The organism is Streptomyces sp. NPDC096048 (genome assembly GCF_044763415.1).
Taxonomy (GTDB): Bacteria; Actinomycetota; Actinomycetes; order Streptomycetales; family Streptomycetaceae; genus Streptomyces.
Window position 1 is genome coordinate 84,911 of record NZ_JBIWGG010000008.1, and the last position, 23,029, is coordinate 107,939.

The following is a 23,029-nucleotide window of genomic DNA, read 5'->3' on the forward strand; positions in this document are numbered from 1 at the left end:
GTCAGTCCGTGACCATCGCCGGGTCGCTCACCCCCGGCCGCCCGTTCTCCACGTGTCCGGCGAAGCGCCGCAGGAACGCGGGGTCGGCCTCGGAGGTGACCGTCACGTCGTACCAGCGCCGGCTGCGCGTGAGGTCGACGGTGTGGTGCACGGTGGCGCCGGGACGCACGGTGACGGTCCTGTCGCGGCCGCCGTAGGCGTTCTCGACCCGGAGACGGACCGTGCCGGACCCGGTGTTGGTGAGGGTCAGCCGGACGTCGTCGCCGCTGTGCCGGGCGGTGATCTCGGGCCCGGCGGTCCTGTTGGGGCCCCGGAAGGCGCGCAGGAAGCCGTTGGGGCCGTGCACGGTCAGGTCGTAGGCGCCGTCCGAGTACGCCGAGTTCCAGGTGTCCGCGAGGGTCTTGCCGGCCTCGGTGGTGTAGGTCCAGGGGCCGTCGGTGCGGTTGCCCGAGGTGACGAGGAAGGCGGCACCGGCCTTGGCGCCGGAGGCGAAGGCCAGCGTGAACTTCCCGGCCGCCGTGTCCACGGCGCCGTCCACGTGCGGGGCATAGCGCAGTGGGCGGGCGGGGCGCAGACCGCGTTCCTGCCGGGGCATGTCCGGGTCGGCGGGCGGCGTCGGGCGGTAGTCCGGGTGGCGTTCGCGGTCCGGCGGCTCGTAGGCGTCGGTGTCCGGCAGGTCGGCCGGGCGGCTGTCCTCGCGGGAGAAGTCGAAGGCGGAGGTCAGGTCGCCGCAGATCGCGCGCCGCCACGGCGAGATGCCCGGCTCGCGCACGCCGAAGCGGCGCTCCATGAACCGGATGACGGAGGTGTGGTCGAAGGTCTCGGAGCAGACGTAACCGCCCTTGCTCCAGGGCGAGACGACCAGCATGGGCACGCGCGGGCCGAGCCCGTAGAAGCCCTCCCGGTGCTTGGCGCTGCCCTCGAAGACGTCCAGGGAGACGTCCACGGTGGACCGGCCCTGCGCGGCGGACTTCGGCGGCAGCGGCGGAACCAGGTGGTCGAAGAAGCCGTCGTTCTCGTCGTACGTGATGAACAGGGCGGTCTTCGCCCACACCGCCGGGTTGGAGGTGAGCGCGTCCAGAACCTGGGAGATGTACCAGGCGCCGTAGTTGGACGGCCAGTTGGAATGCTCGGAGAAGGCCTCCGGGGCGGCTATCCAGGAGATCTTCGGCAGCCGGCCCGCCTTGACGTCGGCGCGGAGCCGGTCGAAGTAGCCGTCGCCGTTCTTCACGTCGGTGCCGGTGCGGGCCTTGTCGTACCAGGGGTCGCCGGGCTTCGCGTTCCGGTACTTGTTGAAGTACAGCAGGGAGTTGTCCCCGTAGTTGCCGCGGTAGGCGTCGTCGATCCAGCCCCAGTGGCCGGCCGCGTCCAGGCCGTCGCCGATGTCCTGGTAGATCTTCCAGGAGACGCCGGCCTCCTCAAGACGCTCGGGGTAGGTCGTCCAGTCGTAGCCCAGTTCGTCGTTGCCGAGGACCGGGCCGCCGCCCTGGCCGTCGTTGCCCGTGTGACCCGACCACATGTAGTAGCGGTTGGGGTCGGTGGAGCCGATGAAGGAGCAGTGGTAGGCGTCGCAGACGGTGAAGGTGTCGGCGAGCGCGTAGTGGAAGGGGATGTCCTCACGGGTCAGGTACGCCATGGTGGTGGTGCCCTTCGCGGGCAGCCACCGGTCGTACTTGCCGTTGTGGTAGGCGTCCTGGCCGTCGGACCAGCCGTGCGGAAGCCCCTCCAGGAACTGCATGCCGAGGTCGTCGGCCTCGGGGTGGAAGGGCAGCACCTCGGTGCCGTCGCTCTTGGTCTGGTGCCAGACCGACCTGCCGCCGTCCAGGGACACCGGGTGCGGGTCGCCGAAGCCCCGCACGCCGCGCAGCCTGCCGAAGTAGTGGTCGAACGAACGGTTCTCCTGCATCAGGACGACGATGTGCTCGACGTCCTCGATCGTCCCCGAGCGGTGGTTCGCCGGGAGCGCGGCGGCCCGCTCGATGCTCGCCGATAGGGCGCTGAACGCTGTGGTGGCGCCCGCGAGTTGGAGGAATCGACGTCGGTTCACTTCGGCCATGGGGTGGAGGAGCCTCTCGCCTTGGGGGGACTCACCCGGCCGGACGGTGCCGGATGATGACGGAATGCGCGCGAAAGGAGTGTTCCAGGAGCAGCAAACGTCAGGGAAGGGTCCGGTGGCGCTGGTGTGAAAGTCGTCGGTACGTGAGGTGTGCCGGGCCCGCCACCCGGGGATGGTCGCGATCATGACAGGCACGCACACGGAAGCGCCCCCGACCCGACGGCCCGTACGCCAGCTCCTCGCCGCCTCGGTGGGCAACGCCGTGGAGTGGTACGACTGGTACGCCTACACCTTCCTGGCCACCTACATCGCCGACCGGGTCTTCCCCGAGAGCGCGGACAACTCGCTGGTGCCGCTGCTGTCGACGTTCGCGGTGTTCGCGGTGGGCTTCTTCATGCGGCCGGTCGGCGGACTGCTGATGGGCGCGATCGCCGACCGGCGCGGGCGGCGTGCCGCGCTGACGGTCACCATCCTGCTGATGGGCGGCAGCAGCCTGCTGGTCGGCCTGACCCCGACGTACGCGGCGGCCGGTGTGCTGGCTCCGGTGGTCCTGGTCGTGGCCCGGCTGCTCCAGGGTCTCTCGGTGGGCGGCGAGTTCGCGGCCTCGACGACCTTCCTGGTGGAGTCGGCGGGGCCCGGCCGACGCGGCCTGTTCTCCAGTTTCCAGTACGTCTCGACGACGGCCGGGCAGCTCGTCGCGTCCGGGATCGCGACGCTGCTGGTGAACACACTGGGCAAGGGGCAGATGAACGGCTGGGGGTGGCGGGTGCCGTTCGTCCTCGGGGCCGTCCTCAGCCTGGTCGGCTTCTGGATCCGGCAGGGCGCCCAGGAGACCCGTAGCGCCGAGCAGCAGCAGGCCCCGCGCCCCGGCCTGTTCGAGGCGCTGCGCCGCCCTCCGCGCGAGTCCCTGCTGATCTGCGGCATCACGGCGGGCGGCACCATCGCCTACTACACCTGGACTTCGTACCTGCCGACGTACGCCGAGCTCAACACCGGGCTGGACAAGGCGGACGCACTGCTCGCGGGCACCATCTCGCTCGCCTTCTTCGCGCTCCTCCAGCCGCTGGGCGGGCTGCTCTCCGACCGTTTCGGCCGCCGTCCGCCGCTGCTCCTCTTCGGCGTGGGGTTCGCCCTGCTGAGCGTGCCCCTGCTGCACGCCCTGCGCGACTCGTTCACCGTCCTGCTGCTCGTGCAGTGCGCGGGCATGGTCCTGCTGACCGGCTTCACCTCGATCAGCGCCGCCGTCAACGCCGAGATCTTCCCGCCCCGGGTGCGGGCGGCGGGCATCGGCTTCCCCTACTCGCTGACGGTCGCCCTGTTCGGCGGCACGGCGCCGTACGTCGGCACGCTGTTCAAGGACCTCGGCCACTCCGGGCTCTTCCCCTGGTACGTCGCCGTCCTGTGCCTGCTGTCCTCGCTGGTGTACCTGCGGCTGCCGGAGACGGCACACAAGGAGCTGGAGCGCTGACGCCCCGCGCGGGCCGGGTCCGTCCGCGCCGGGTACGGCGGGCGAGTGCCGCTTGCGTACCGGCGAGGGGGCGGCCGCACGCGGCGACCGCCCCCTCCGGAGCCGTACTCAGCGGCGGCGCTTGCGCGGTCGCGGGACCTCCAGTGCCTCCAGTCGCGGCCCGTCCCCGTCCTGGACCCGCCGCCAGGCCTCGCGGTACAGACCGGCGACGGGCCGGGTGGGCACGACGACGCCCAGTACGGCGTTCTCGCCGTCGAGCAGGTCGTACATCGGCAGCTTCCACCGCTCCAGCGGCAGGTGCGGATTGGCGAGCCGGGTCCAGCCGCCGGGCAGGAACAGCGAACGTCCGGCCTTGGAGCGGCTGCCTTCGACCACGAGGTCGGTGGCGGCGAGTTCGGCGCGGGCGGCGCGGAGCCGCGCCGTTCCACCGCGCTGCTTGCCCCAGCCGGTCCAGCGCGCGGTGTTGCGGTCGGTGGGGTCCGGCATGGCGAGCAGCATCAGGTAGAGGGCGGCGGCGTCCTCGCCGATGCCGTACCGCTCGGCCACCTCGCCTACCAGGCCGGGCACGGACCGGGCGGGGTCCTGCGGCCACCACAGGCCGTCCTCGTCGCGCTCGCCCGCCACCGGGTCGCCGGGGTCGGCGAGCAGTTCGGTGAACGGCCCGTCGTGGACCAGGCGCAGGGCGGTCTCCACGGCGGTCGGCCGTCGGCCGGGGTACAGCGCGGCCAGGTGGGGGTCGTTCCCGGCCGGATCGAGCAGCGCGGTGCGCAGGGCGGCGTAGGGCATGGAGCTCGCGCCGCCGAGCACGACCGCGCCGTAGCGCTCGAAGTCGACGCCGGTCTCCGTGGGGTCACCGACGGCCAGGCGGTACGCCTCCAGGTCGATTCCGCCGCCGAGTTCGAGGAGCAGTCCCGGATGGGCCAGCCGGTCGCGGATCGCGGTCAGCACGCCGGGCAGGACGGCGCGGATCGGATCGCCGGCCGGGAGGCGGTGGGCGAGCCAGGCGGCCAGGGGCACCGCGCCCGTCAGGACGCGCCCGTCGAAGCCGGGTGTGCCCTCGGCTGATTCGGGACGGTAGCGGCCTGCCGCCCAGGTCAGGTCCTCGCTCAACCGGGGTTCGGCGCGCACGTCGAGGAAGCCGCGCAGCGCCTCGGCGGGTGCCCATCCCCTGGGCTCCACGGTGCGGACGGCGTCGTGGAGCACGTCCTCGGGGACGGGAGCACGCCGGCCCAGCCGCTCGTTCCAGACCTCGGCCGCCGCGACCACGTCGGGGCCGTCGGTCCACAGCCGGGACGGCTCGGTGGGCAGCAGCGCCGCCACGACGGCCCGCAGGGCACCGATGTCGAGGGATCTCAACTCGTCCTTGGCCACTCGGGCGTCGGCCGACTTCACACCGATCGCCTTCAGGGTCGCGGAGGGGACGGCCTCGCGCTTGTCGTCGATCTGCGGCATCCCGGCGAGCACCAGCCGGGCCGTGGTCGGGGTGAGGCCCGTGAGCCGGGCGAACTCCTCGGCGGCCTCGGGGCGCCAGGGTGCCGGGCCGCGCCGGGCGAGCTCGGCCCGGAAGGCGGCGACCCAGCCGGGCGCCCGGGTCGGCTCCGGGACGAACGGTCCGTCGGACACCGGCGTGTAGGGAGCGGGCGTCTCGAACCGGCCGGACGGGTCGTGGTAGGCCGCGCCGTAGTGCCTGCCCCTGATCTCGTGGGGTTCGTACTCGTGGACGAACCGGTACCAGGCTTCGGGGAAGACGAGGAACGCGCCCGCTCCCAGGTCGAGCACGGTCCCGTTCGTGTAACCCTTCACGGCGTCGGGCCCCTCGAACAGGCTCGGGTCCAGACACAGCCGGACCCGGCGCCAGTGGCGGGGGTTCAGCTCCGTCAGATCCCGCGCGTCCAGTTCCCGCAGGAAGGTGTCCAGCGCCTGCCGGTGCTCCTCCACAGTGGCCTCCGAGGCGGCCCGCAGTGCCAGGACGGCCGGCAGTTCGGGCAGGGCGAGCCCGTTCAGGTGCTCCAACGGCCCCTGCCGGTCCTGGGAGTGGTGCACGCTGCCCGCGGCGGGCGGCTCGGCCAGGCCCTTCAGCGACCGGGCCAGAAGTCCCGGCAGCTCGAAGAGGTGGTGCTGGAAGTCGTAGTACCCGCGTTTGTCGCGTTGGGTCAGGCCGACACCGTTCAGCGCCGAGGCGAGCAGTTGGTCGCCGAGCGCGGGGCGTGGCTCCCGCGGAGCGGCACCCTCGACCGCCAGGTCGAGCCGGGCGCGCGCCGCGTCCAGGGTGCGCTGTTGCTCGGCGGCGAACCGCACCACCCCGGCGATGCCCGCGCGCAGCGCCTCGTGGCCGACCTCCGGCAGGAGCGTGCGGACCAGGCCGCCCACCACGTCCCGGTCGTCCGGATCCGCCCGTTCCTTGCCCTGCTCGTCGTCCTTCTCGGCGTCCAGCGCCGCGACGGCCCCGGTCAGCAGCGCCGCCGCGGTGCCCTCGCCGACCCGGCGGAGCGCGAGGGACCCCTCAGGGTCGCGCGGCTGGAGGAGGTGCCAGTAGCGCAGGTGCGGAAGCAGGGCCGTACCCGCGTTGAAAGGTCCCGCCTTGTAGCCGTACCCGGTCTCGGCGACCAGCGCGCCGTCGGTGTCGAGCAACCGGACCGTGCGCGACTTCTCGATCACGGTGACCGGCCGGTCGGCACCGGGGAACACCAGCGCGTGCACCGGGTCCGCGTTCACCTCGGGCGGCACGACGACCGAGCGTCCGGCCAGGTCCTCGCCCCGCCGCGAACCGTCGGGCAGGGTCACCACACGCCAGCCGAGCACCCCGCCCACCGGAGCGCACATCGGGCCCGGTACGGCGGAGGGGGCGGGCAGCAGCCAGGCGCTCCCGAGGATGCTTCCCTCCGGAGCGGTGCGCAGCGCCTCGTCGATCCACTCCGGTGCTCCGGGTTCGCCCAGCGTGTCGCCCACCGGGTCGTAGGCGCGCCAGGCGTATTTCCCGCCCTCCCCGTCCCCGCCGTGCTCGTCGGCCCGCACCCAGTACGACGCACCGTCACTCATCACCGGCCGCGTCCCCGGTACGTAGGCGTCCCCTCTGCGCAGCACCCCGCGACCGGTGACCCGGCCGCCCCCGGGCAGGGGCGGGGACGCGGGCGCCATGCCCCCGTTGACTCCTCCGCTCCCGTCCGTCTCGCAGGGCCACCAGGAGTGCTGGTTCCCCTCCACCGTCATGTGCGGCGAGTCGGTGGTGCCGTGCCAGTACCCCTGCCAGACGGAGGCGGAGTACGAACGCCACCAGACGAACAGCCCGCCGTCGACGTACTGACAGGTGAACGACCAGAGCCGGTCCGAGCCGTCCGGGAGGCGCGGCTCGCAGACGAGAACCGTGCCCTCCGCCCCGATCACGCGGACCTCTTCGCCGGACATGACGATGAGGTACGGCCAGCCGTCGATCACCCTGATGCCCCGGTTCTCGTTCCGCGAGGCGGCGGATCGCAGGGCTTCCTCCCAGGCGGGCCAGCCCAGCTCGTCGAGGACGCCGGTGCGCAGGGTGCGGGCCAGCGCGGGTGCGACGCCGGTGGCCAGCGCTTCCCGTACCTCGTCGGCGGCGAGGGCCAGCACCTCTCCCGGCAGCCAGGACAGCGTGCGCAAGGGGCCGGAGTAGCTCGAGAATTCGGCCAGTTCGCTGGTGAGGTACTTCCGGGCGGCCTCCGCCACCCATGGGGCGAGCATCGGTCGCCCGCCGGGGGACCTGGCCAGGTTGACGGCGGTCTCCTCACTGTTGCCCCAGCGCCCGTCGGGACAGCCGCGCCGGAACGCCGGAAGGAAACGGGCGTCGGCCGCCAGCGCCAGCAGGTCCCGCCGGTGTTCGCGGGCCGCCCACGTACTCAGCGCGAGCCGCTGGCCGTCTCCGGGTTCCGCCACCGGTATGTCCAGGGACAGCAGCTGGTCGAGCAGGTCCACGTCGCCGACCGGGGGCTGGAGGGTGTCTGTCCGGGCCCGGAGTTCGGCGCGCAGCGCGTCGGCCATGCGGTCGACGAGCGGATACAGCTCCGCCGGCGCGGCGTGATGGCCGTCGGCACCGCACAGCGCGACGACCCTGCGCGTCCAGCCGACCGCGCCGTCGGGGGAACGGACTTCGGCCGGCAGCGTGGTGTCGCACAGCCCGGCGGTGGCCCCGGAGTCCTCCAGCAGGGCCAGCCACTGGGGCAGCTCGTCCCGCTCCCACCCCGCGGGCAGCAGCCCCAGCAGCGTGCCGCGGACGGCGGGCTCCCGCCGGGCCAGTTCCAGCAGGGCGGCCCGGTGGGCCTTCCACCAGCCGGGCGGTGCCTTGACCGTGCCGGGCAGCGGCAGCATCTCGCGCAGGTAGGCCATCTCCTCGGCGAGCGCGTTCCTGCCCGCGACCGCCTTGGCCAGTCTGCGCAGGTCGGCCGCGCCCGGACTCGACGGCGGCACGCCGTGCGCGGCGAGCCGGACGAAGAGCCCGCGCAGGTGCCGGAAGGCCGTCGCGGCCGGTACGCGGGACGACAGCCCCTTGGCGTAACCGGAGAGGATCTTCGTCGGCACGGCACCGGCCAGGGCGAACTCGAGGAACACCGCGTCCATGCGTGCCTCGTCGAACGGCAGCGCGTGTGCCGTCTCGGCCTTGCGCGCGTTGACGAACATCTGGGACGCGTACGCGGTCTGCTCGGCGCCCAGGAACACCCGCCCGGCCTGCTCGTAGAAGGTCGGCAGGAAGTGCGGTACGGAGCCCGCGAGCCGTGCGCCGATCGACTCGTAGGTGGCGCGGGCCTTCTTCGCCCGGGATCTGACCGTCCGCGCGACCTTGTTCATCTCCTCGACCAGGGACATGGCCAGGTGGCCGTCCGAGGGATGACGGACGAGCACCCATTCGGGGAAGCCCATGGCCCGGTGCTGCCCGACCCCGACCTCCACCGGCTCGCCGGCCGGTTCGAGTCCGAGGAAGCCCGTGTCCGGGTCCCCGGTGCCGTCCTCGGCGATCAGGCGCACCACGGTCCGGCCGTCCAGCCCCGGATGCCGGTAGGCCCGGGCGAACACCGGCACGGCCCGGTCGCCTCCCCCGGTGGTGCCCGGCGGCAGTACCGCACCGGCGCGCAGCAGCTCCTCCACCTCTGCCGTCGCCCCGTCCCGTGTCGTCCCGTCGCTCATGCTCGCGTGCCTCTCGTGGGTGTGCGTACCGCCGGCGTTCACTCGGCGCCGTCCGTGGTCGCGGTGCGGCCGGCGTGCAGGGCCGCGGCCATGCGCATGCCCTCGGACCAGGCCACGGGACCGACCTCGGTCAGCGGGAGGCGGCGGTGCCCGTCCTCGTCGCTCCAGGTCAGGTTGCCGGTCCAGGCCTTCTCCTCGGTGTAGGGATCGCTCATGCCGACCGTGGCGGTGATGATCCGTCCGGCGTCCCGGATCCGGTCGACGACGCTGCTGCCGGAGATCCGGTAGCCGAGGGACGTGGCTCGGGAGGAGAGGTGGAACCAGGAGCGGTACTCGGCGTGGGCGAACTCGGTGACCGCGTGGGCCCCGTCGTGTGTCCCGGCGGGTTTGCGCCAGGTGGCCCGGTGGATCTGCTCGACCCCCTGAACCACACCCGACTCGGCCGCGAAGGCACGGAGTTGCTCCAGTTCGGGGAGGAGGACCGGGTGGGGCATCGTCACCGCCCGGGCTGCCACGCGGACGGTGTCGCCGGCCAGGTTCACCACCCGCAGCTCGCCCGAGTGGTCCGCGTCCCGCAGGAAGCCGACCTCGTCGGGACCGTCACCGACGATAACGATGTCACGGAGCGCCGCCTGCCACGCCGCGTCGGGCCAGACCCGTGCCAGCAGGCCGGTCGGCACCGGCAGCGAGGACACCATCCAGTTGTCGACCTGTGCCGCGCACTCCGCCGCGTGCCGGTCCAGCCACTCGGCGAAGCGCTGGAGTTCGACGACTTCGGGGCGGTCCCGTATCTCCGCCGGCAGGGCTCGCTCTCGCTTCTCCTCCTGTCCGGCGGGGGACGGTCCCGACGCGGACCTCGCCACCACCCGGCCGTCCACCAGAGCGACTTCATAGGTGTCGCCCGCTGCCACCCAGCCCATTGCTTCCTCGCCTCTTCCACATCCGGGATCCGGCACGGCGTGTCCGGCGGCCCCGATCGGCGCGCCCCGCTGTGACGTTGGCGAAAGACTAGGGGCACCCACCGACAGCGCCCCCGGCTCCGCCCTTCCGTGGGGCGGAAGAAGCGTTGCCACCCCGCGACGCCCTCCCGGACGATGCCAGCACCCACGACGGACGGGAGCCGCAACGATGCCGCACATGACCGCCTTCGCCAGGAACCAGTGGTACGTCGCCGCCTACAGCCACGAGGTCGGCCGCGAGTTGCTGGGACGCACGCTGCTCGGTGAGCCGCTCGTCCTCTACCGCACCGAGGAGGACGGGACGCCGGTCGTCCTGCACGACCGCTGCGTGCACCGCCGCTACCCCCTGTCCGAGGCACCGACGCGGCTGGACGGCGACCGGATCGTGTGCGGGTACCACGGGTTCACCTACGACACGACCGGCACCTGCGTGTACGTGCCGGGCCAGAAACGCGTCCCTCGCACCGCCCGCGTCGCCTCCTACCCGGTGGTCGAGCAGGACTCCCTGGTGTGGGTGTGGATCGGGGACCCGGCCCTGGCCGACCCCGAGGGTGTTCCGCGCGCCCGCCACCTGGACTCCCCCGGCTGGGTCACGGTCCGGGGCATGGAGCCGATCGACGCCGACTACGGGCTGCTGGTCGACAACCTCCTCGACCTCTCCCACGAGACATACCTGCACGGCGGCTACATCGGCACACCCGAGGTCGCCGAGACGCCGATCACCACGGAGGTCGACGAGGGCGCCGGGATCGTCCGGGTGAGCCGGCACATGGACGACGCCGAGTGCCCGCCGTTCTACGCCCGGTCCACCGGCGTCAGGGGGCGCATCGACCGGTGGCAGGACATCGAGTACCACGCGCCCTGTCTGTACCTGCTGCACAGCCGGGTCGCCCCGACCGGTGTGGTGCCCGAGGCGGACGGCAGCGATCCGAACGGCTTCCACACCGAGATCACCTATGCCATCACGCCGTCCGGCGACGGCAGGGTGTACGACTTCTGGGCGGTCTCGCGGGACTGGGCGACGGACGACGCCGAGGTCACCGAGTTCCTGCGGAAGAACAACCGCACGGTCGTCATGCAGGACGTCGACGCGCTCAACCTGCTCCAGCGCACGCTCGGCACCGAGCGCACCGGCTACCAGGAGCTGAGCATCAACATCGACACCGGCGGCCTGGCCGCCCGCCGCATCCTCGCCCGGCTGGTCGAGGAGGGCGACAAGCCCGTCGATCGGGCGGCCCGATGAGCGGGCGCACCGGCGAGGTCTACCGCGTCGACTGGCTGCCGGGCACCGACGTCCTGCACGGCACCTGCCACTGCGGCGCCGAGCACACCGCCGAGGACCCGGTGACGATGTGGGACTGGATGCTCGCCCACCCACAAGGACACCACCCGAGGGGAAGCGGCTCATGACCCCGTACGAAGCCGAACTCGTCGTCGACCGCCGGGAGACCGCGGCCGACGGCGTGCTCGCCCTCACCCTGCGCCATCCGCTGGGCGAACCGCTGCCCGTCTGGGAGCCCGGCGCCCACATCGACGTCGTCCTCGGCCCGGGCCTGGAACGGCAGTACTCGCTGTGCGGCGACCCGGCCGACCGGCAGGTGTGGCGGATCGCCGTCCTCCGCGAGGCCGGGGGCCGGGGAGGGTCCGCCCACGTGCACGGCGAGTTGAGGTCCGGCGACAAGGTCCGGGTACGCGGGCCCCGCAACCACTTCCCGCTGGAGCCGGCCTCCCGGTACCGCTTCGTCGCGGGCGGCATCGGCATCACCCCGATCCTGCCGATGGTGGCCGCCGCCGAGGTGGCGGGCGCCGAGTGGACCCTGCTCTACGGCGGACGGACCCGGGGGACCATGGCGTTCACCCGGGAGTTGGGGCGGTACGGCGACCGGGTCACGATCGCCCCCGAGGAGGAGTCGGGACTGCTGGACCTCGCCTCCGTGCTCGACGACGTGCCCGAGGGCACCCTCGTCTACTGCTGCGGACCCGCGCCGCTGCTGGACGCGGTCGAGGCGCGCTGCCCGGCCGGGGTGCTGCGCCTGGAGCGGTTCCGCCCGAAGGAGGCGGCGACGACCGGCCCGGAGACGGAGTTCGAGGTCGTGCTCGCGCGCAGCGGGCGCACGGTCGCCGTCCCCGCGGGCGTCTCCGTACTGGACGCCATCCGTGCCGCCGGCGTCGAGGTGCTCTTCTCCTGCACGGAGGGCACCTGCGGCACCTGCGAGACCGATGTCGTCGAGGGCGAGCCGGACCACCGGGACTCGGTACTCACCGACGAGGAGCGGGCCACCGGGGAGACGATGCTCATCTGCGTGTCCCGCTGTCGTGGCCGGCGGCTCGTGCTGGACCTGTGAGCGCCTGACCGGTGATCCGGAGGTCGGCGTCGATCCGGGCGACGGTCGCCAGCAGGTGCGGCAACAGGTCCCGGCGTACGGACTCCACGGAGTCGCGGCCGGCGTGCACCGCGATGTTCACGCCGGCCGGAAGAGCCGGCCGTCGGTGTGGACGTAGCCGAGGCGTCCGCCTGGTCGGCCCGTCGGGCTGCGGCAACACGACGCTGCTTGAGTGCGTGGGCGGGCTGCTCGAACCGACGGCCGGCGAGGTGTTCCTGGCCGGGCGGAAGGTGGCCGGTCCGCCGCCCGGGATGGCGTTCGTCTTCCAGGAGTACGGGCGCGGCCTCTTCCCCTGGATGCGGGTCGGCGGGAACGTCGAACCGCCTCTGAGACAGAAGGACCTGAGCAAGGCGCGGCGCCGGGAGCCGGTCGCGGACGCCCTCGGCTCGGTCGGGCTCGCGGACGCCGCCGGGGCGTACCCCTGGCAGGTTTCCGGAGGCATGCAGCAGCGGGTCGCCATCGCGCAGGCGCCGGCGTACGAGCCCGAAGTGCTGCTGATGGTCGAGCCGTTCGCGGCCGTGGACGCGCAGACCCGCGCCGATCTGGAGGACCCGGTACGGCGGCTGTGGCGGGAGCGCGGGATCACCGTCCTGTTCGTCACCCGCGACATCGACGAGGCCGTCTGCCTGGGCGAACGCGTGGTCGTGCTGTCCGCCTCCCCCACGGTCGTGCGGGAGCGGCTCAAGATCGACCTGCCGGGCGAGCGGGACCAGGTGCACACGCGGGTGCCCCGCGCTTCGCCGAGCTGCGGAGCCATGTGTACGAGCGGATCCAGGCGGCGAAGCGCGGGGCGGGACGGCCGGTCAGGACGGACGCGCCGCCGTCTCACTGACCCGGGCCGCCCACATCCCGCGGACGTGTCCCAGGTGCCGCGTCATCACCCCGCGCACCGCCTCCTCGTCGCGGGCGAGCAGCGCGTCGAGGATCTCCAGGTGCTCCTCGGCCGACGCCCGCAGCCGCCCCTGTTCCACCAGCGCCGTCAGGCCGTACAGCCGGGAGCGCCGGCGCAGGTCGCGTACGACCTCCACCAGGTGGGCGTTGCCGGCCAGCGCCAGCAGCCCCAGGTGGAAGCGCAGGTCGGCCTCGACGTAGGCGATGAGGTCACCGGCCGCGGCCGAGGTGACGATCTCCTCGGCCACCGGGCGCAGGGCCTCCAGCGCGACGGCGTCGGCGGTGGTGGCGAGCCCGGCGGTGGTCGGGATCTCGATGAGCGACCGGATGTGGGTGTACTCGTCGAGTTGCCTGTCGGAGACGGCGGTGACCCGGAACCCCTTGTTGGGGACGGTGTCGACCAGCCCCTCCTTGGCGAGGTCGAGCATCGCCTCGCGCACGGGGGTGGCGGAGACGCCGAAGCGGGCGGCGAGACCGGGGGCCGAGTAGACCTCGCCGGGGCGCAGTTCGCCCGCGATCAGGGCGGCGCGCAGCGCCTCGGCGACCCGCTCGCGGTGGCTGGGCTTCCTGCTGCCGAGGACGGGCAGGACGGGGCCGGTGGCCTTCGCGTTCACCGCACTCACAGCACGAACCCCGCGGGGAAGGGGTCCTCGGGATCGAGAAGGTACTGCGCGGTGCCGGTGATCCAGGCGCGGCCGGTGAAACTGGGCAGCACCGCGGGCAAGCCCCCGACCTCGGTCGTGCCGAGCAGCCGGCCGGTGAACCGGGTGCCGATGAAGGACTCGTTGACGAACTCGGTGTGCGGGGGGAGTTCGCCCCGGGCGTGCAGCTGGGCCATGCGGGCGCTGGTGCCGGTGCCGCAGGGCGAGCGGTCGAACCAGCCGGGGTGGATCACCATGGCGTGCCGGGAGTGGCGGGCGGTGGCGTCGGGTGCGGTCACCTGGACATGGTGGCAGCCGCGGATGGACGCGTCCTGGGGGTGGACCGGCTCCTCGTCCTTGTTGATGGCCGCCATCAGGGAGAGGCCGGCGGCGAGGATGTCGTCCTTGCGGGACCGGTCGAAGGGGAGTCCGAGCCGCTCCAGCGGCAGAATCGCGTAGAAGTTGCCGCCGTAGGCGAGGTCGTACGTCACCGTCCGGCCGTCGGGCAGGGTCACCTCGCGGTCGAGGCCGACGGCGAAGGAGGGCACGTTGCGCAGGGTCACCGCCCTGGCCGCGCCGCCCTCCACCGCCACCTCGGCGACGACGACTCCGGCGGGGGTGTCGAGGCGGATGGTGGTGACGGGTTCGACCACCTCGACCATGCCGGTCTCGACGAGGACGGTCGCCACGCCGATCGTGCCGTGTCCGCACATGGGGAGGTAGCCGGAGACCTCGATGTAGACGACGCCCCAGTCGCAGTCGGGGCGGGTGGGCGGCTGGAGGATAGCGCCGCTCATGGCGGCGTGGCCGCGCGGCTCGTTCATCAGCAACCGCTTGACGTCGTCGCGGTGTTCGCGGAAGTACAGCCGCCGCTCGTTCATGGTCGCGCCGGGGATGGCGCCGATGCCTCCGGTGACCACGCGGGTGGGCATGCCCTCGGTGTGGGAGTCGACGGCGTGCAGGACGAGTCTGCTGCGCACGGCCGTGCCCCCTACGCCAGTCCGGCCGCGAGGGCCTTCTCGGTGGCGGCGCGGACGGCGGCCTCCTGTTCCGGCAGCAGCGGCACACGCGGTGGGCGGCAGGGCCCGCCGTGCCGCCCGGCGAGGTCCATGGAGAACTTGATGGCCTGCACGAACTCGACCTTCGAGTCCCAGCGCAACAGCGGGTGCAGCTGCCGGTACAGCCGGTCGGCCGTGGACAGGTCACCGGCGACGGCGGCGCGGTACAGCTCGACGCAGGCGGCGGGCAGCGCGTTGGGGTATCCGGCGATCCAGCCCTTCGCCCCCGCGAGTGCCAGCTCCAGCAGGACGTCGTCGGCGCCGGCCAGCAGGTCCAGGTCCGGGGCGAGTTCCGCGATGCGGTAGGCGCGGCGGACGTCGCCGGAGAACTCCTTCACGCCCTGGATGTGCCCCTCGCCGTGCAGCCGGGCGAGCAGCTCGGGCACCAGGTCGACCTTGGTGTCGATGGGGTTGTTGTACGCGACGACCGGCAGGCCCGCCCGCGCGACCTCGGCGTAGTGGGCGAGGACGGAACGTTCGTCGGCGCGGTAGGCGTTGGGCGGCAGCAGCATCACCGCGCCGCAGCCGGCCTCCCGTGCCTGCTCGGCCCAGCGTCGGGCCTCGGCGGACCCGTAGGCCGCGACGCCGGGCATGACCCGTGCCCCGCCGACGGCGGAGACGGCGGTCTCGACGACCCGGGCGCGTTCCTCCGGGGTGAGTACCTGGTACTCGCCGAGGGAGCCGTTGGGTACGACACCGTCGCAGCCGTTCGCCACCAGCCAGGCGCAGTGGTCCGCGTAGGCGTCGTGGTCGACGGAGAGATCGTCGTTCAGCGGGAGTGCGGTGGCGACGAGGACGCCGCGCCAGGGGCGGTGGTCGGTCATGAGGGTCCTCTCTCGGGCTGTCGCGGCTGTTGCGGCTGCTACGGCTGTTGCGGCTGGTCGGGCCGGCCTGGCGGGACGGGCGGGTCGGGCTGGTCCCGCAGGGGCGGCTGGGCCGGCTGGTCCGGCTGGTCCGGCAGACTCGGCTGGGCCCGCGGGTCCGGCTCTGGCTGGGCGAGGACGCCGAGAGGTACCGGGTGGGCGAACGGCCGTCGGGGAGGGGTGGCTTCGCATCCGGTGAGGCCCGCGACGGCGGTGGCGCACATCCGCCCCTGGCACCAGCCCATCCCGGCCCGGGTCAGCAGTTTCACGGTGCGCGCGTCGCCCGCGCCGAGTGCGTCGACGGCCTCCCGGACGGCACCGGCGGGGACCTCCTCGCAGCGGCAGACGAGGGTGTCGTCGGTGACCTGGTCGGTCCAGTGGGCGGGCGGGGCGAAGGCGGCGGCGAGGGCCTCGGCGGAGGTCCGCAGCGTCTCGCGGGTCCGCGCGGCCGGCGCCCGTCCGACCGGTCCGGCCCCGGCGCCCCGCAGCCGTGCGGCGACCGAGCGACCGGCGATGTGCCCCTCGGCGAGCGCGAGGGCGGCGCCGCCGATGCCGGTGGACTCCCCGGCCGCCCAGACGCCGGGGACGCTCGTGCGCTGCTCGGCGTCGACGGCCACGGCCGGTCCGTCCAGGCGGCAGCCGAGGCCGTCGGCGAGGTCGGTGTGCGGGAGCATGCCGTGGCCGACGGCCAGGGTGTCGCAGGAGAGGTACCGCCCGGTGCCGCGCCGGACGCGTCCGTCGGCGTCGAGGGCGGCGACGGTGACGCCGGTGAGCCGGTCGCCTCCGTGGGCGCGGACGACGGTGTGCCGGGTGAGGGGGCGGACGCGGTGGCGCAGGAGCCGGGCGGCGTACCCGGCACCCTCGGGGAGCTTGCCGGCCAGGGCGTGGGCGTGGCGGGCGACCTGCCTCGGGTCGGCCGACTCGACGAGCGCCGCCACCCGCGCCCCGGCCGCCGCGAGCCCGGTCGCCACGGGCAGCAGCAGCGGCCCGGTGCCGGCGACGACGACGGTCCGTCCGGGCACCACCAGCCCGCCCTTGAGCATGGCCTGGGCTCCCCCGGCGGTGAGTACGCCGGGCAGGGTCCAGCCGGGGAAGGGCAGGACGTGCTCGTAACCGCCGGTGGCGAGCAGCACCGCGTCGGCGTGCACGGCGACCGGCTCGTCCTGTTCGGGCCCGTGCAGCGCGTGCACGGTGAAGGCGCCGGACCGCTCCTCGACGAACCACACGTGATGGCCCGTCAGGACGCGTACGTCACTGGCGGACAGCCCGTCCCGCAGCCGCTCCCAGGTACGCCACCGGTGGTGCAGCGCACGTGGCCGCCGGGCGCCCAGCTCGGCGGCGGGCTGCCGGAAGAACTGCCCGCCCGGCCGGTCCGCCGCGTCCACGACCGTGACCCGCACCCCGCCCGCGGCCGCCGCCAGCGCCGCCGCGAGCCCGGCCGGTCCGGCCCCGATCACCGCGAGGTCAGTCCTCATGGCCGGTCCCCTCCTGGGTGCGGATCACGTCGCCCGGGTGTACCGGGACCAGGCAGGCGCGCTGGTTGGGGCGGTCGTTGACGGTGACGAGGCAGTCGAAGCACACGCCGATCCCGCAGAACACCCCGCGCGGCCGGCCCGTCCCGCGGGTGGTGCGCCAGGAGGTGACGCCGGCCGCCCACAGCGCGGCGGCGACCGTCCGGCCGGGCACCGCCTCGATCGTCCGGCCGTCGACGGTGACCGCGAAGGCGGGCGCCGGCCGGGCCCGGACCAGCCGCAGCGGGTTCACCGGTCCTCCTCGGGAAAGCGGTCGGGACGGAACGCGGTGAGATCGAGGGCGGGCCGCCGGCCGCTCAGCAGTTGGGCGAGCAGGTGTCCGGTGCCGGTGGACAGGCCGATGCCCGCGCCCTCGTGCCCGCAGGCGTGGAAGAGACCGGGCGCCCTCGGGTCGGGACCGATCGCCGGCAGGTGGTCGGGCAGGTACGGCCGGAATCCGGCGTACGCCCGCAGGGCCCGTACCCGCGTGAGGAAGGGGAACAGCCGGGTCGCGCCCGCCGCCAGCGCCCGCAGCGCGGGAAGGGACACCGACCGGTCGAAGCCGACCCGTTCGCGGCTGGCGCCGATGAGGACCGGCCCCGCGGCGGTGCCCTCCACGACCGGGGAGGTCTGCAGGGCGGCCGAGTCGCTGGCGACGTCGGCGACGTAGTCCGCGGCGTACACCTTGTGGCGTACGCGGGGCGGCAGCGGCTCGGTGACGAGGACGTAGCCGCGCCGGGGCAGGACCGGCAGCCGGACGCCGGCCAGGGCGGCCAGTTCGCCGCCCCACGGTCCGGCCGCGTTGACGACGGCCGGGGCGTGCAGGTCACCGCGGTCCGTGCGTACGCCGCGCACGGCGCCGTCGGGGCCGCGCAGGACGCCGGTCACCGTCCGGCCGGTGTGCAGCCGGGCCCGCGACGCCCGCAGCAGGTGGGCGGCGGCCAGGGCGGGCATGACCTGGGCGTCCTGCGGATAGTGCACGGCGCCCGCCAGGCCGGGGGCGAGACGGGGTTCGAGATCGTGCAGCCGGTCCGCCGGGACGCCCACCGCCTCCACCCCGGCCGTCCGCTGGCCGGCGGCGAAGGCGTCCAGGCCGACCAGGGCCTCGGGGGTCTCGGCGACGACGACACCACCCTTGGCCTCGTACTCGACGGCGCGGCCCAGTTCGCCGGCCAGCGCGGTCCACAAGCGGGCGGACAGCAGGGCGAGTTCCAGTTCGGGTCCGGGTTCCTTGTCGGAGACGAGGAGGTTCCCCTCCCCCGCTCCGGTGGTGCCGCCGGCCACCGGGCCACGGTCCACCACGGTCACGTCGAGCCCGGCGCGGGCGGCGTACAGCGCACAGGCCGCGCCCACCATTCCGGCCCCGACCACTACGACATCGCAGGTCAGCGGCTCGCTCACGTCAGTACTATGTCACACAACACACTCGCTGGGAACGGGTCGGAGTCCGCTCGCGCGGTGGATCACTCGGGGGCGGGGACCACCCTCAGGTGGGCGGCGGTGCGGCGGGGGCGGGTCGGGCGGTGCGTGCTGCGGCGGGGTTCACGCAGGACCAGTGTCAACCGGGTGTAGCCCAACTCCTCCAGGGCCCTCGGCGTTTCGACCACCACCCGGCACTCGGTGGCACCCCAGCGCGGGTCGGGGTGGTGCAGCGGCCGTACGGCACCGCCGAGTTCGACGGCTTCCGCGCCGACGGCCCGGATCCAGTGCGGCAGGCCCTGGCGGTAGGCGGCCTCCATGATCGGGTCCTGGGCGATGTCGCGGCGGACGGCCTGCAGGCCGTTGTCGTGACCGTACCGCTCCAGGGCGCCGGCCAGGTGCGCCAGCATGGGCAGGCACCAGCTCGACTCGTGCTCCCCGAGGACCGAGGCGGCGTCGGGGTGGAACAGGACGAATCTGAGGAAGTTGTCGCCCGGCATGGCCGTCGGATGCGGTCCGGCCCCCCGGAAGAGTGTCCGGAAGGCGCCGTTGGACAGCACGACGTCCCAGCGGTGGTCGATGACGAGGGAGGGGAAGGACACGGCCTCCAGGAGCGCGGTGTAGTCCTGGAGATACGCCTGGGCGTCGGGGGTCGTGGGGACGGGCCGCGGCGCCGGCCGCTGCCCTCCTGCCTGAAATGCCATCGGGAGGTCACCCCTCTTGCCTATGCGGCCTTCTCGCGGCGTCCCGATCCTGGTGCCCCGACGCGAGGCGTGTCAACTATCGTGGCATTTCGTGCCTGTTGACGGCTGAAATAGGCCACAGTTGTGGCGAGACCTGGATGTGGGTTCGAGCGGCAGGTTACTCTCCGGGAAGTTCACGGCAACCGCTTGTGAGAAGCCTGTGAGGCCTGTGAGAGACGTAGGAGAGCTGTCGGTGACGGGTGGCTTCGAGGGTCCGGGTGCCATGCCGACGGCCGTGCTGGCCGCCGTCGTCGCCCGCGTCACCGCACTCGCGGACCGGCTCGGCGTGCCCGCCGCCGAGGTCTTCGACGTCGGCCGCCTGTCCGCCGCCTCCGGCGTCCCCGAGTCCGTGGCGGGCGCCCTGCTGAGCGGCCGGCCCGCGGGTGAGCCCGATGTGCAGGCCCGCTTCGTGCAGCGGCTCGACCTGCTGCGCCGCACCCGGCTGAAGCCGAACGGACGCAAGTACACCCAGCAGGAGATCGCCGACGGCGCCGGCATGTCACGGCAGCAGGCGGGCGCCCTCATCAACGGCGACCGGCGGCCCACCATGGAGCACTGCGACGCCATCCAGCGCTTCTTCCGGGTGCACGCCGGATTCCTCACCGCCGAGGACCCCGAGGCGCTCGCCGGCGCCCTCCAGCACACCGAGCAGGAACTGCTGCAGCAGCTCGCCGACCGGGAGCGGAAGGCGGCGGCCGCCGCCGGCGACCCGCTGGAGCGGCTGCTCCAGGACCACGGCGTCCGCGGCATCGCCTGGCGGGCCGCTCAACTGCCCACCGACCAGCACCGCGACAAGGTCGCCGAATGGCTGGACATGCTCCTGGAGAGTGTCAAGCGGCCCGAGTCGTGAGCCTGGGGAGAGACGTGGGCATCGGTAGGGAGATGCGCCGCCTGTGCGGCGAGTTGGTCGAGGAGCTGGCGCTCCCCGCCCCGGCGCGGCCCGCCGAGCTGTACGCGGCGCTGTGCGAGGCGATGAGCAGACGGCGGGGCCGTCCGGTGCTGTTCCGCATGGCCGCCTTCCCACCCGGGACGGCCAGCGGCCTGTGGCTCGACATGGCCGAACAGGACCTGGTCGTCGTCGAGGAACGCACCGCGCCCGACCACCAGTTGGTCATCCTGGGCCACGAACTGTGGCACATGAAGGCCGGGCACTGCGGGCACCACGTCGAGGGGGCCACGGTCGCGGCGCGGCTGCTGGACGCCGACGGCGCGGACCGGGACGAGGAGGTACTGCGCGCCACCGTGCGCACGGTCGCCGCGCGTTCCCGCTTCGATCTCGCCGAGGAGAAGGAGGCGGAGGCCTTCGGGCTGCTGCTGGCCAGCAAGTGCCGTACCTGGCTGGACGGTTCGGCACTGCGCGGGCCGGTGCAGCGGGACCATCTGGCCGGACGGATCGGCGCGTCGCTGGGCTATCCGGGCTGATGACTTGGGCTGAAAGCTCTGGGCTGATGACTTGGACTGATGACTTGGGCTGAAGGCTCTGGGCTGATGGCTCGATCGGCCCATGGCGAGCGGCGTACGGGGCGCGGCTCTGCGGGATTGTCAGTGGTGGGCGGCAAGCTGGGAGTGCGCCGCCGCTGTGCGGGGGCGCGTGACCGCTGACGTCGTTGTGGGGAGAGCCGACCGATGACCACCACCACCGCCGTACTGACCGACCACGAGCGCACCGCCGTTCAGGCCTACCTGCGGCTCCTGCACACGGTGCGCGCCGGTTTCGACACCGCGGCGGGACCGGCCGACGCCCCTCGTCCGCCCGTCGTCCCGCCCTCCGTGCTGGCCGAGGCGGAACAGGCGCTGGAGGCCGCGGGTCTGGCCGGTAACGAGGAGGAGTTCTTCCGGCTGCTGCGGAGCTGGTGCCCGCGGCCCTGACGCCGGGCCGAACCGGGGCCGCCGCACGCGGGGGCCGTACCGGCGACGCACGAGCCGCGCGCGGACGGGCACGCCCTTCCTCGTCGTGCGGCCCGCCGTGCCCCGCTCGTTCACCGGTGCCGGCCACGCACCGTGCCGTACCCACGCTGCCGCCGGGCGGGGCGGACCGCCGGCAGCCTGGGCGGCGTGCCGGAGGGCTCAGGTGTGCGGGACCGTGACCGCCGTGGCGACCAGTCCGTGCCCGGCGGTCCAGCGGCCGTCGAAGTGGGTCAGCCGCCGGCCGCCCACCGTCGGTCCCGGCACCAGCAGCGCGGCGCGCAGGGTACCGCGGCGCGGGTCGCCGGGGCTCACCGAGATCTCGATGTCGGCCTCCATGAAGTCCAGCCACTGCCCGGTGAGGGGGAACCACGCCTTGTAGACGGACTCCTTCGCACTGAACAGCAGCCGGTCCCAGTGGACGCCCGGACGCTCCTCGGCCAGCCGACGCAGCCGCTCCGCCTCCACGGGCAGGGACACGGTGGGCAGGACGCCGTCCGGGAGCGGCCCGTCGGGTTCGGCGTCGATGCCGAGGGAGGCGAGGTCGGTGGCGCGGACCAGGGCGGCGGCGCAGTAGCCGTCGCAGTGGGTCATGCTGCCGACCAGCCCGGCGGGCCAGCGCGGCGCACCGCGTTCGCCGCTCAGCACGGGCTGCGCGGGCACACCGAGCTTCTCCATGGCCCGGCGGGCGCAGGACCGCACGAGGGTGAACTCCCGGCGGCGCTTGGCGACCGCCCGGGCCACGAGCGCCTCCTCCTCCGGGTAGAGGGGATGGTGCCCCACGTCGTCCTGGCCGTGGGCCTCCACGGCGACGACCGTGTCGGGCAGCAGCTCCTCGATCACCGGGCCACCTCTTCTCGTGTCGGCGACGGCAGGATGCGGCGCAGCGCTCCCGGTGGCCCGGTCCGCTTGCGCCATTCCCGGGGGTAGCCCACCGACACCTCCTCGAACCGGACGCCCTCGTGCCAGGTGGTCCGCGGGATGTGCAGATGCCCGTAGACCATGGTGTCGACCCGGAACCTGCGATGCCAGTCGGCGGTCAGGCTGGTGCCGCACCACATGGCGAACTCGGGGTGCCACAGGACGTCGGTGGGGTGCCGGTCCAGCGGATAGTGGTTGACGAGGATCGTCGGCAGCCCGGCGGGGAGCGCGGCGAGCCTGCGCTCGGTCTCGGCGACCCGCGCCCGGCACCAGGCGTCACGGCTCGGGTAGGGATCGGGGTGCAGCAGGAACTCGTCGCTGCACACGACGCCGGTGCCGTGGGCGTACGCCAGTCCCTCGTCCTTGGTCGCTGATCCGGCGGGCAGGAACGAGTAGTCGTAGAGCAGGAACAGCGGCGCGACGACGGCCGGGCCGCCGGTTCCCTCCCACACGGGGTACGGGTCCTCGGGTGTCGTCACGCCCAGTTCGCGGCACACCTCGACGAGGTACTCGTAGCGGGCGACGCCGCGAAGGGTGACGGTGTCCTTGGGATGCGTCCACAGTTCGTGGTTGCCGGGGGCCCAGACGACCCGGCGGAAGCGGTCCGCGAGGGTGCCCAGGGCCCAGCGGATGTCGGCGACGGTCTCCGCCACGTCGCCGGCCACCAGGATCCAGTCGTCGTCGGACTCGGGGCGCATCTTCTCGACCAGGGCGCGATTCTCCGCATAACCGATGTGCAGGTCGCTGATGGCCCAAAGCTGCCCCGGACCTCCGTCCGTCGCCGTCATCCCCCACCCCTTCCGGACGCGCGTTCGACGCCACGAGATCACATCGCGGCCCCCGGTCACAAGGGCGGCTCGCACACGCCGGACCTGGGACGTCCCGCGCACCCCTCGGCACCGCCCGCGCATCCGTGTGACGCGCTTTGCGCCGGGAGGCGGGGAACCCCCTATGATCGGCCCAACACCACCGCCACGATTCCCTCCGCGCAGGGCGGCTTGGTGTCCCTCCGAACCCCCCGGCCGGGCACGGCCCAGCTTCGCCCTGCCCGCGAACCGTGAA

General features: G+C 73.6%; 19 protein-coding genes and 2 pseudogenes. 8 read left to right on the top strand and 13 right to left on the bottom strand.

Features of this window, described 5'->3' with window-relative positions; genetic code table 11:
• Nucleotide 1: 1 nt before the first annotated feature.
• A complete protein-coding gene (locus ACIQ6R_RS22990; RefSeq protein ID WP_404223085.1) occupies nucleotides 2-2,056 on the bottom strand; it encodes a phosphocholine-specific phospholipase C in 2,055 nt (684 codons plus the stop codon).
• Between the two features lie 172 nt (nucleotides 2,057-2,228).
• Here ACIQ6R_RS22990 and ACIQ6R_RS22995 point away from each other — a divergent pair, with 172 nt between their 5' ends.
• Nucleotides 2,229-3,524, top strand: coding sequence for an MFS transporter (locus ACIQ6R_RS22995; RefSeq protein WP_404223086.1), 1,296 nt, complete (start codon nucleotides 2,229-2,231; stop codon nucleotides 3,522-3,524).
• Nucleotides 3,525-3,632: 108 nt separating this feature from the next.
• Here ACIQ6R_RS22995 and ACIQ6R_RS23000 read toward each other — a convergent pair whose 3' ends face one another.
• Both ACIQ6R_RS23000 and ACIQ6R_RS23005 read right to left on the bottom strand, forming a co-directional pair.
• Entirely contained in the window at nucleotides 3,633-8,672 is a 5,040-nt protein-coding gene (locus ACIQ6R_RS23000) for a DNA-binding protein (protein WP_404223087.1), read from the bottom strand.
• 38 nt (nucleotides 8,673-8,710) lie between these two features.
• Nucleotides 8,711-9,592 (bottom strand): DUF4132 domain-containing protein, encoded by an 882-nt coding sequence (locus ACIQ6R_RS23005; RefSeq protein ID WP_404223088.1) that lies wholly within the window; start codon nucleotides 9,590-9,592, stop codon nucleotides 8,711-8,713.
• Nucleotides 9,593-9,800: 208 nt separating this feature from the next.
• Between ACIQ6R_RS23005 and ACIQ6R_RS23010 the strand changes: the two genes are divergently transcribed.
• From ACIQ6R_RS23010 to ACIQ6R_RS23020, 3 genes are read left to right on the top strand one after another with little or no spacing between them, the layout of a single operon-like run.
• Complete coding sequence (locus tag ACIQ6R_RS23010) at nucleotides 9,801-10,874, top strand: Rieske 2Fe-2S domain-containing protein (protein ID WP_404223089.1); 1,074 nt, start codon at nucleotides 9,801-9,803, stop codon at nucleotides 10,872-10,874.
• A complete protein-coding gene (locus ACIQ6R_RS23015) occupies nucleotides 10,871-11,041 on the top strand; it encodes a hypothetical protein (RefSeq protein ID WP_404223090.1) in 171 nt (56 codons plus the stop codon). Before ACIQ6R_RS23010 ends, ACIQ6R_RS23015 begins: the two co-directional genes overlap by 4 nt.
• On the top strand, nucleotides 11,038-11,976 hold the full coding sequence (locus tag ACIQ6R_RS23020) for a PDR/VanB family oxidoreductase (protein ID WP_404223091.1): 939 nt from the start codon (nucleotides 11,038-11,040) through the stop codon (nucleotides 11,974-11,976). The genes ACIQ6R_RS23015 and ACIQ6R_RS23020 overlap by 4 nt, the downstream gene beginning before the upstream one ends.
• Here ACIQ6R_RS23020 and ACIQ6R_RS23025 read toward each other — a convergent pair.
• Nucleotides 11,927-12,106, bottom strand: a pseudogene (locus ACIQ6R_RS23025) (IclR family transcriptional regulator); the annotation flags it as partial. The gene ACIQ6R_RS23020 and the pseudogene ACIQ6R_RS23025 overlap by 50 nt on opposite strands.
• Between ACIQ6R_RS23025 and ACIQ6R_RS23030 the strand changes: the two are divergent.
• A pseudogene (locus ACIQ6R_RS23030) lies at nucleotides 12,090-12,847 on the top strand (ABC transporter ATP-binding protein). The pseudogenes ACIQ6R_RS23025 and ACIQ6R_RS23030 sit on opposite strands and share 17 nt — an antisense overlap.
• On the opposite strand, the gene ACIQ6R_RS23035 reads toward ACIQ6R_RS23030, so the two are convergent.
• The 7 genes from ACIQ6R_RS23035 to ACIQ6R_RS23065 all read right to left on the bottom strand — a co-directional run bounded on the left by ACIQ6R_RS23035 (nucleotide 12,819) and on the right by ACIQ6R_RS23065 (nucleotide 19,102).
• On the bottom strand, nucleotides 12,819-13,520 hold the full coding sequence (locus ACIQ6R_RS23035; RefSeq protein WP_404223092.1) for a GntR family transcriptional regulator: 702 nt from the start codon (nucleotides 13,518-13,520) through the stop codon (nucleotides 12,819-12,821). The pseudogene ACIQ6R_RS23030 and the gene ACIQ6R_RS23035 sit on opposite strands and share 29 nt — an antisense overlap.
• 5 nt (nucleotides 13,521-13,525) lie before the next feature.
• Nucleotides 13,526-14,527: a proline racemase family protein gene (locus ACIQ6R_RS23040; RefSeq protein ID WP_404171021.1), complete on the bottom strand. Its 1,002-nt coding sequence runs from the start codon at nucleotides 14,525-14,527 to the stop codon at nucleotides 13,526-13,528.
• 11 nt (nucleotides 14,528-14,538) lie between these two features.
• Nucleotides 14,539-15,429 (bottom strand): dihydrodipicolinate synthase family protein, encoded by an 891-nt coding sequence (locus ACIQ6R_RS23045; RefSeq protein WP_404223093.1) that lies wholly within the window; start codon nucleotides 15,427-15,429, stop codon nucleotides 14,539-14,541.
• Between the two features lie 38 nt (nucleotides 15,430-15,467).
• Nucleotides 15,468-16,943 carry an NAD(P)/FAD-dependent oxidoreductase gene (locus ACIQ6R_RS23050; RefSeq protein ID WP_404223094.1) on the bottom strand — a complete coding sequence of 492 codons (1,476 nt, stop codon included), beginning with the start codon at nucleotides 16,941-16,943 and terminating at the stop codon, nucleotides 15,468-15,470.
• Nucleotides 16,933-17,232, bottom strand: a complete 300-nt coding sequence (locus ACIQ6R_RS23055; RefSeq protein ID WP_404223096.1) for a (2Fe-2S)-binding protein — start codon at nucleotides 17,230-17,232, stop codon at nucleotides 16,933-16,935. The genes ACIQ6R_RS23050 and ACIQ6R_RS23055 overlap by 11 nt, the downstream gene beginning before the upstream one ends.
• Nucleotides 17,229-18,380, bottom strand: a complete 1,152-nt coding sequence (locus ACIQ6R_RS23060) for an NAD(P)/FAD-dependent oxidoreductase (RefSeq protein ID WP_404171033.1) — start codon at nucleotides 18,378-18,380, stop codon at nucleotides 17,229-17,231. The genes ACIQ6R_RS23055 and ACIQ6R_RS23060 overlap by 4 nt, the downstream gene beginning before the upstream one ends.
• Nucleotides 18,381-18,442: 62 nt before the next feature.
• A complete protein-coding gene (locus ACIQ6R_RS23065) occupies nucleotides 18,443-19,102 on the bottom strand; it encodes a hypothetical protein (RefSeq protein WP_404223097.1) in 660 nt (219 codons plus the stop codon).
• A 232-nt stretch (nucleotides 19,103-19,334) separates the two neighbouring features.
• On the opposite strand from ACIQ6R_RS23065, the gene ACIQ6R_RS23070 reads away from it, so the two are divergent.
• The 3 genes from ACIQ6R_RS23070 (at nucleotide 19,335) to ACIQ6R_RS23080 (ending at nucleotide 21,010) form a co-directional block, all read left to right on the top strand.
• Entirely contained in the window at nucleotides 19,335-19,991 is a 657-nt protein-coding gene (locus ACIQ6R_RS23070) for a helix-turn-helix domain-containing protein (protein ID WP_404172226.1), read from the top strand.
• A 32-nt stretch (nucleotides 19,992-20,023) separates the two neighbouring features.
• Complete coding sequence (locus ACIQ6R_RS23075) at nucleotides 20,024-20,563, top strand: toxin-antitoxin system, toxin component (RefSeq protein ID WP_404223426.1); 540 nt, start codon at nucleotides 20,024-20,026, stop codon at nucleotides 20,561-20,563.
• Between the two features lie 204 nt (nucleotides 20,564-20,767).
• Nucleotides 20,768-21,010 carry a hypothetical protein gene (locus tag ACIQ6R_RS23080; protein ID WP_310870017.1) on the top strand — a complete coding sequence of 81 codons (243 nt, stop codon included), beginning with the start codon at nucleotides 20,768-20,770 and terminating at the stop codon, nucleotides 21,008-21,010.
• Nucleotides 21,011-21,208: 198 nt separating this feature from the next.
• Here the strand turns inward: ACIQ6R_RS23080 and ACIQ6R_RS23085 are convergent, their stop codons facing one another.
• Together ACIQ6R_RS23085 and ACIQ6R_RS23090 are read right to left on the bottom strand one after the other, a co-directional pair.
• Nucleotides 21,209-21,889 (bottom strand): 4'-phosphopantetheinyl transferase, encoded by a 681-nt coding sequence (locus ACIQ6R_RS23085; protein ID WP_404223098.1) that lies wholly within the window; start codon nucleotides 21,887-21,889, stop codon nucleotides 21,209-21,211.
• Complete coding sequence (locus ACIQ6R_RS23090; protein ID WP_404171042.1) at nucleotides 21,886-22,755, bottom strand: metallophosphoesterase family protein; 870 nt, start codon at nucleotides 22,753-22,755, stop codon at nucleotides 21,886-21,888. Before ACIQ6R_RS23090 ends, ACIQ6R_RS23085 begins: the two co-directional genes overlap by 4 nt.
• Nucleotides 22,756-23,029: the final 274 nt, after the last annotated feature.

Coding starts and splice junctions, on each gene's coding strand:
- ACIQ6R_RS23015 (WP_404223090.1), top strand. CDS start 10,871: ATGAGCGGGCGCACCGGCGAGGTCTACCGCGTCGACTGGCTGCCGGGC.
- ACIQ6R_RS23000 (WP_404223087.1), bottom strand. CDS start 8,672: ATGAGCGACGGGACGACACGGGACGGGGCGACGGCAGAGGTGGAGGAG.
- ACIQ6R_RS23020 (WP_404223091.1), top strand. CDS start 11,038: ATGACCCCGTACGAAGCCGAACTCGTCGTCGACCGCCGGGAGACCGCG.
- ACIQ6R_RS22995 (WP_404223086.1), top strand. CDS start 2,229: ATGGTCGCGATCATGACAGGCACGCACACGGAAGCGCCCCCGACCCGA.
- ACIQ6R_RS23065 (WP_404223097.1), bottom strand. CDS start 19,102: ATGGCATTTCAGGCAGGAGGGCAGCGGCCGGCGCCGCGGCCCGTCCCC.
- ACIQ6R_RS23045 (WP_404223093.1), bottom strand. CDS start 15,429: ATGACCGACCACCGCCCCTGGCGCGGCGTCCTCGTCGCCACCGCACTC.
- ACIQ6R_RS22990 (WP_404223085.1), bottom strand. CDS start 2,056: ATGGCCGAAGTGAACCGACGTCGATTCCTCCAACTCGCGGGCGCCACC.
- ACIQ6R_RS23005 (WP_404223088.1), bottom strand. CDS start 9,592: ATGGGCTGGGTGGCAGCGGGCGACACCTATGAAGTCGCTCTGGTGGAC.
- ACIQ6R_RS23080 (WP_310870017.1), top strand. CDS start 20,768: ATGACCACCACCACCGCCGTACTGACCGACCACGAGCGCACCGCCGTT.
- ACIQ6R_RS23075 (WP_404223426.1), top strand. CDS start 20,024: ATGCGCCGCCTGTGCGGCGAGTTGGTCGAGGAGCTGGCGCTCCCCGCC.
- ACIQ6R_RS23090 (WP_404171042.1), bottom strand. CDS start 22,755: ATGACGGCGACGGACGGAGGTCCGGGGCAGCTTTGGGCCATCAGCGAC.
- ACIQ6R_RS23010 (WP_404223089.1), top strand. CDS start 9,801: ATGCCGCACATGACCGCCTTCGCCAGGAACCAGTGGTACGTCGCCGCC.
- ACIQ6R_RS23050 (WP_404223094.1), bottom strand. CDS start 16,943: ATGAGGACTGACCTCGCGGTGATCGGGGCCGGACCGGCCGGGCTCGCG.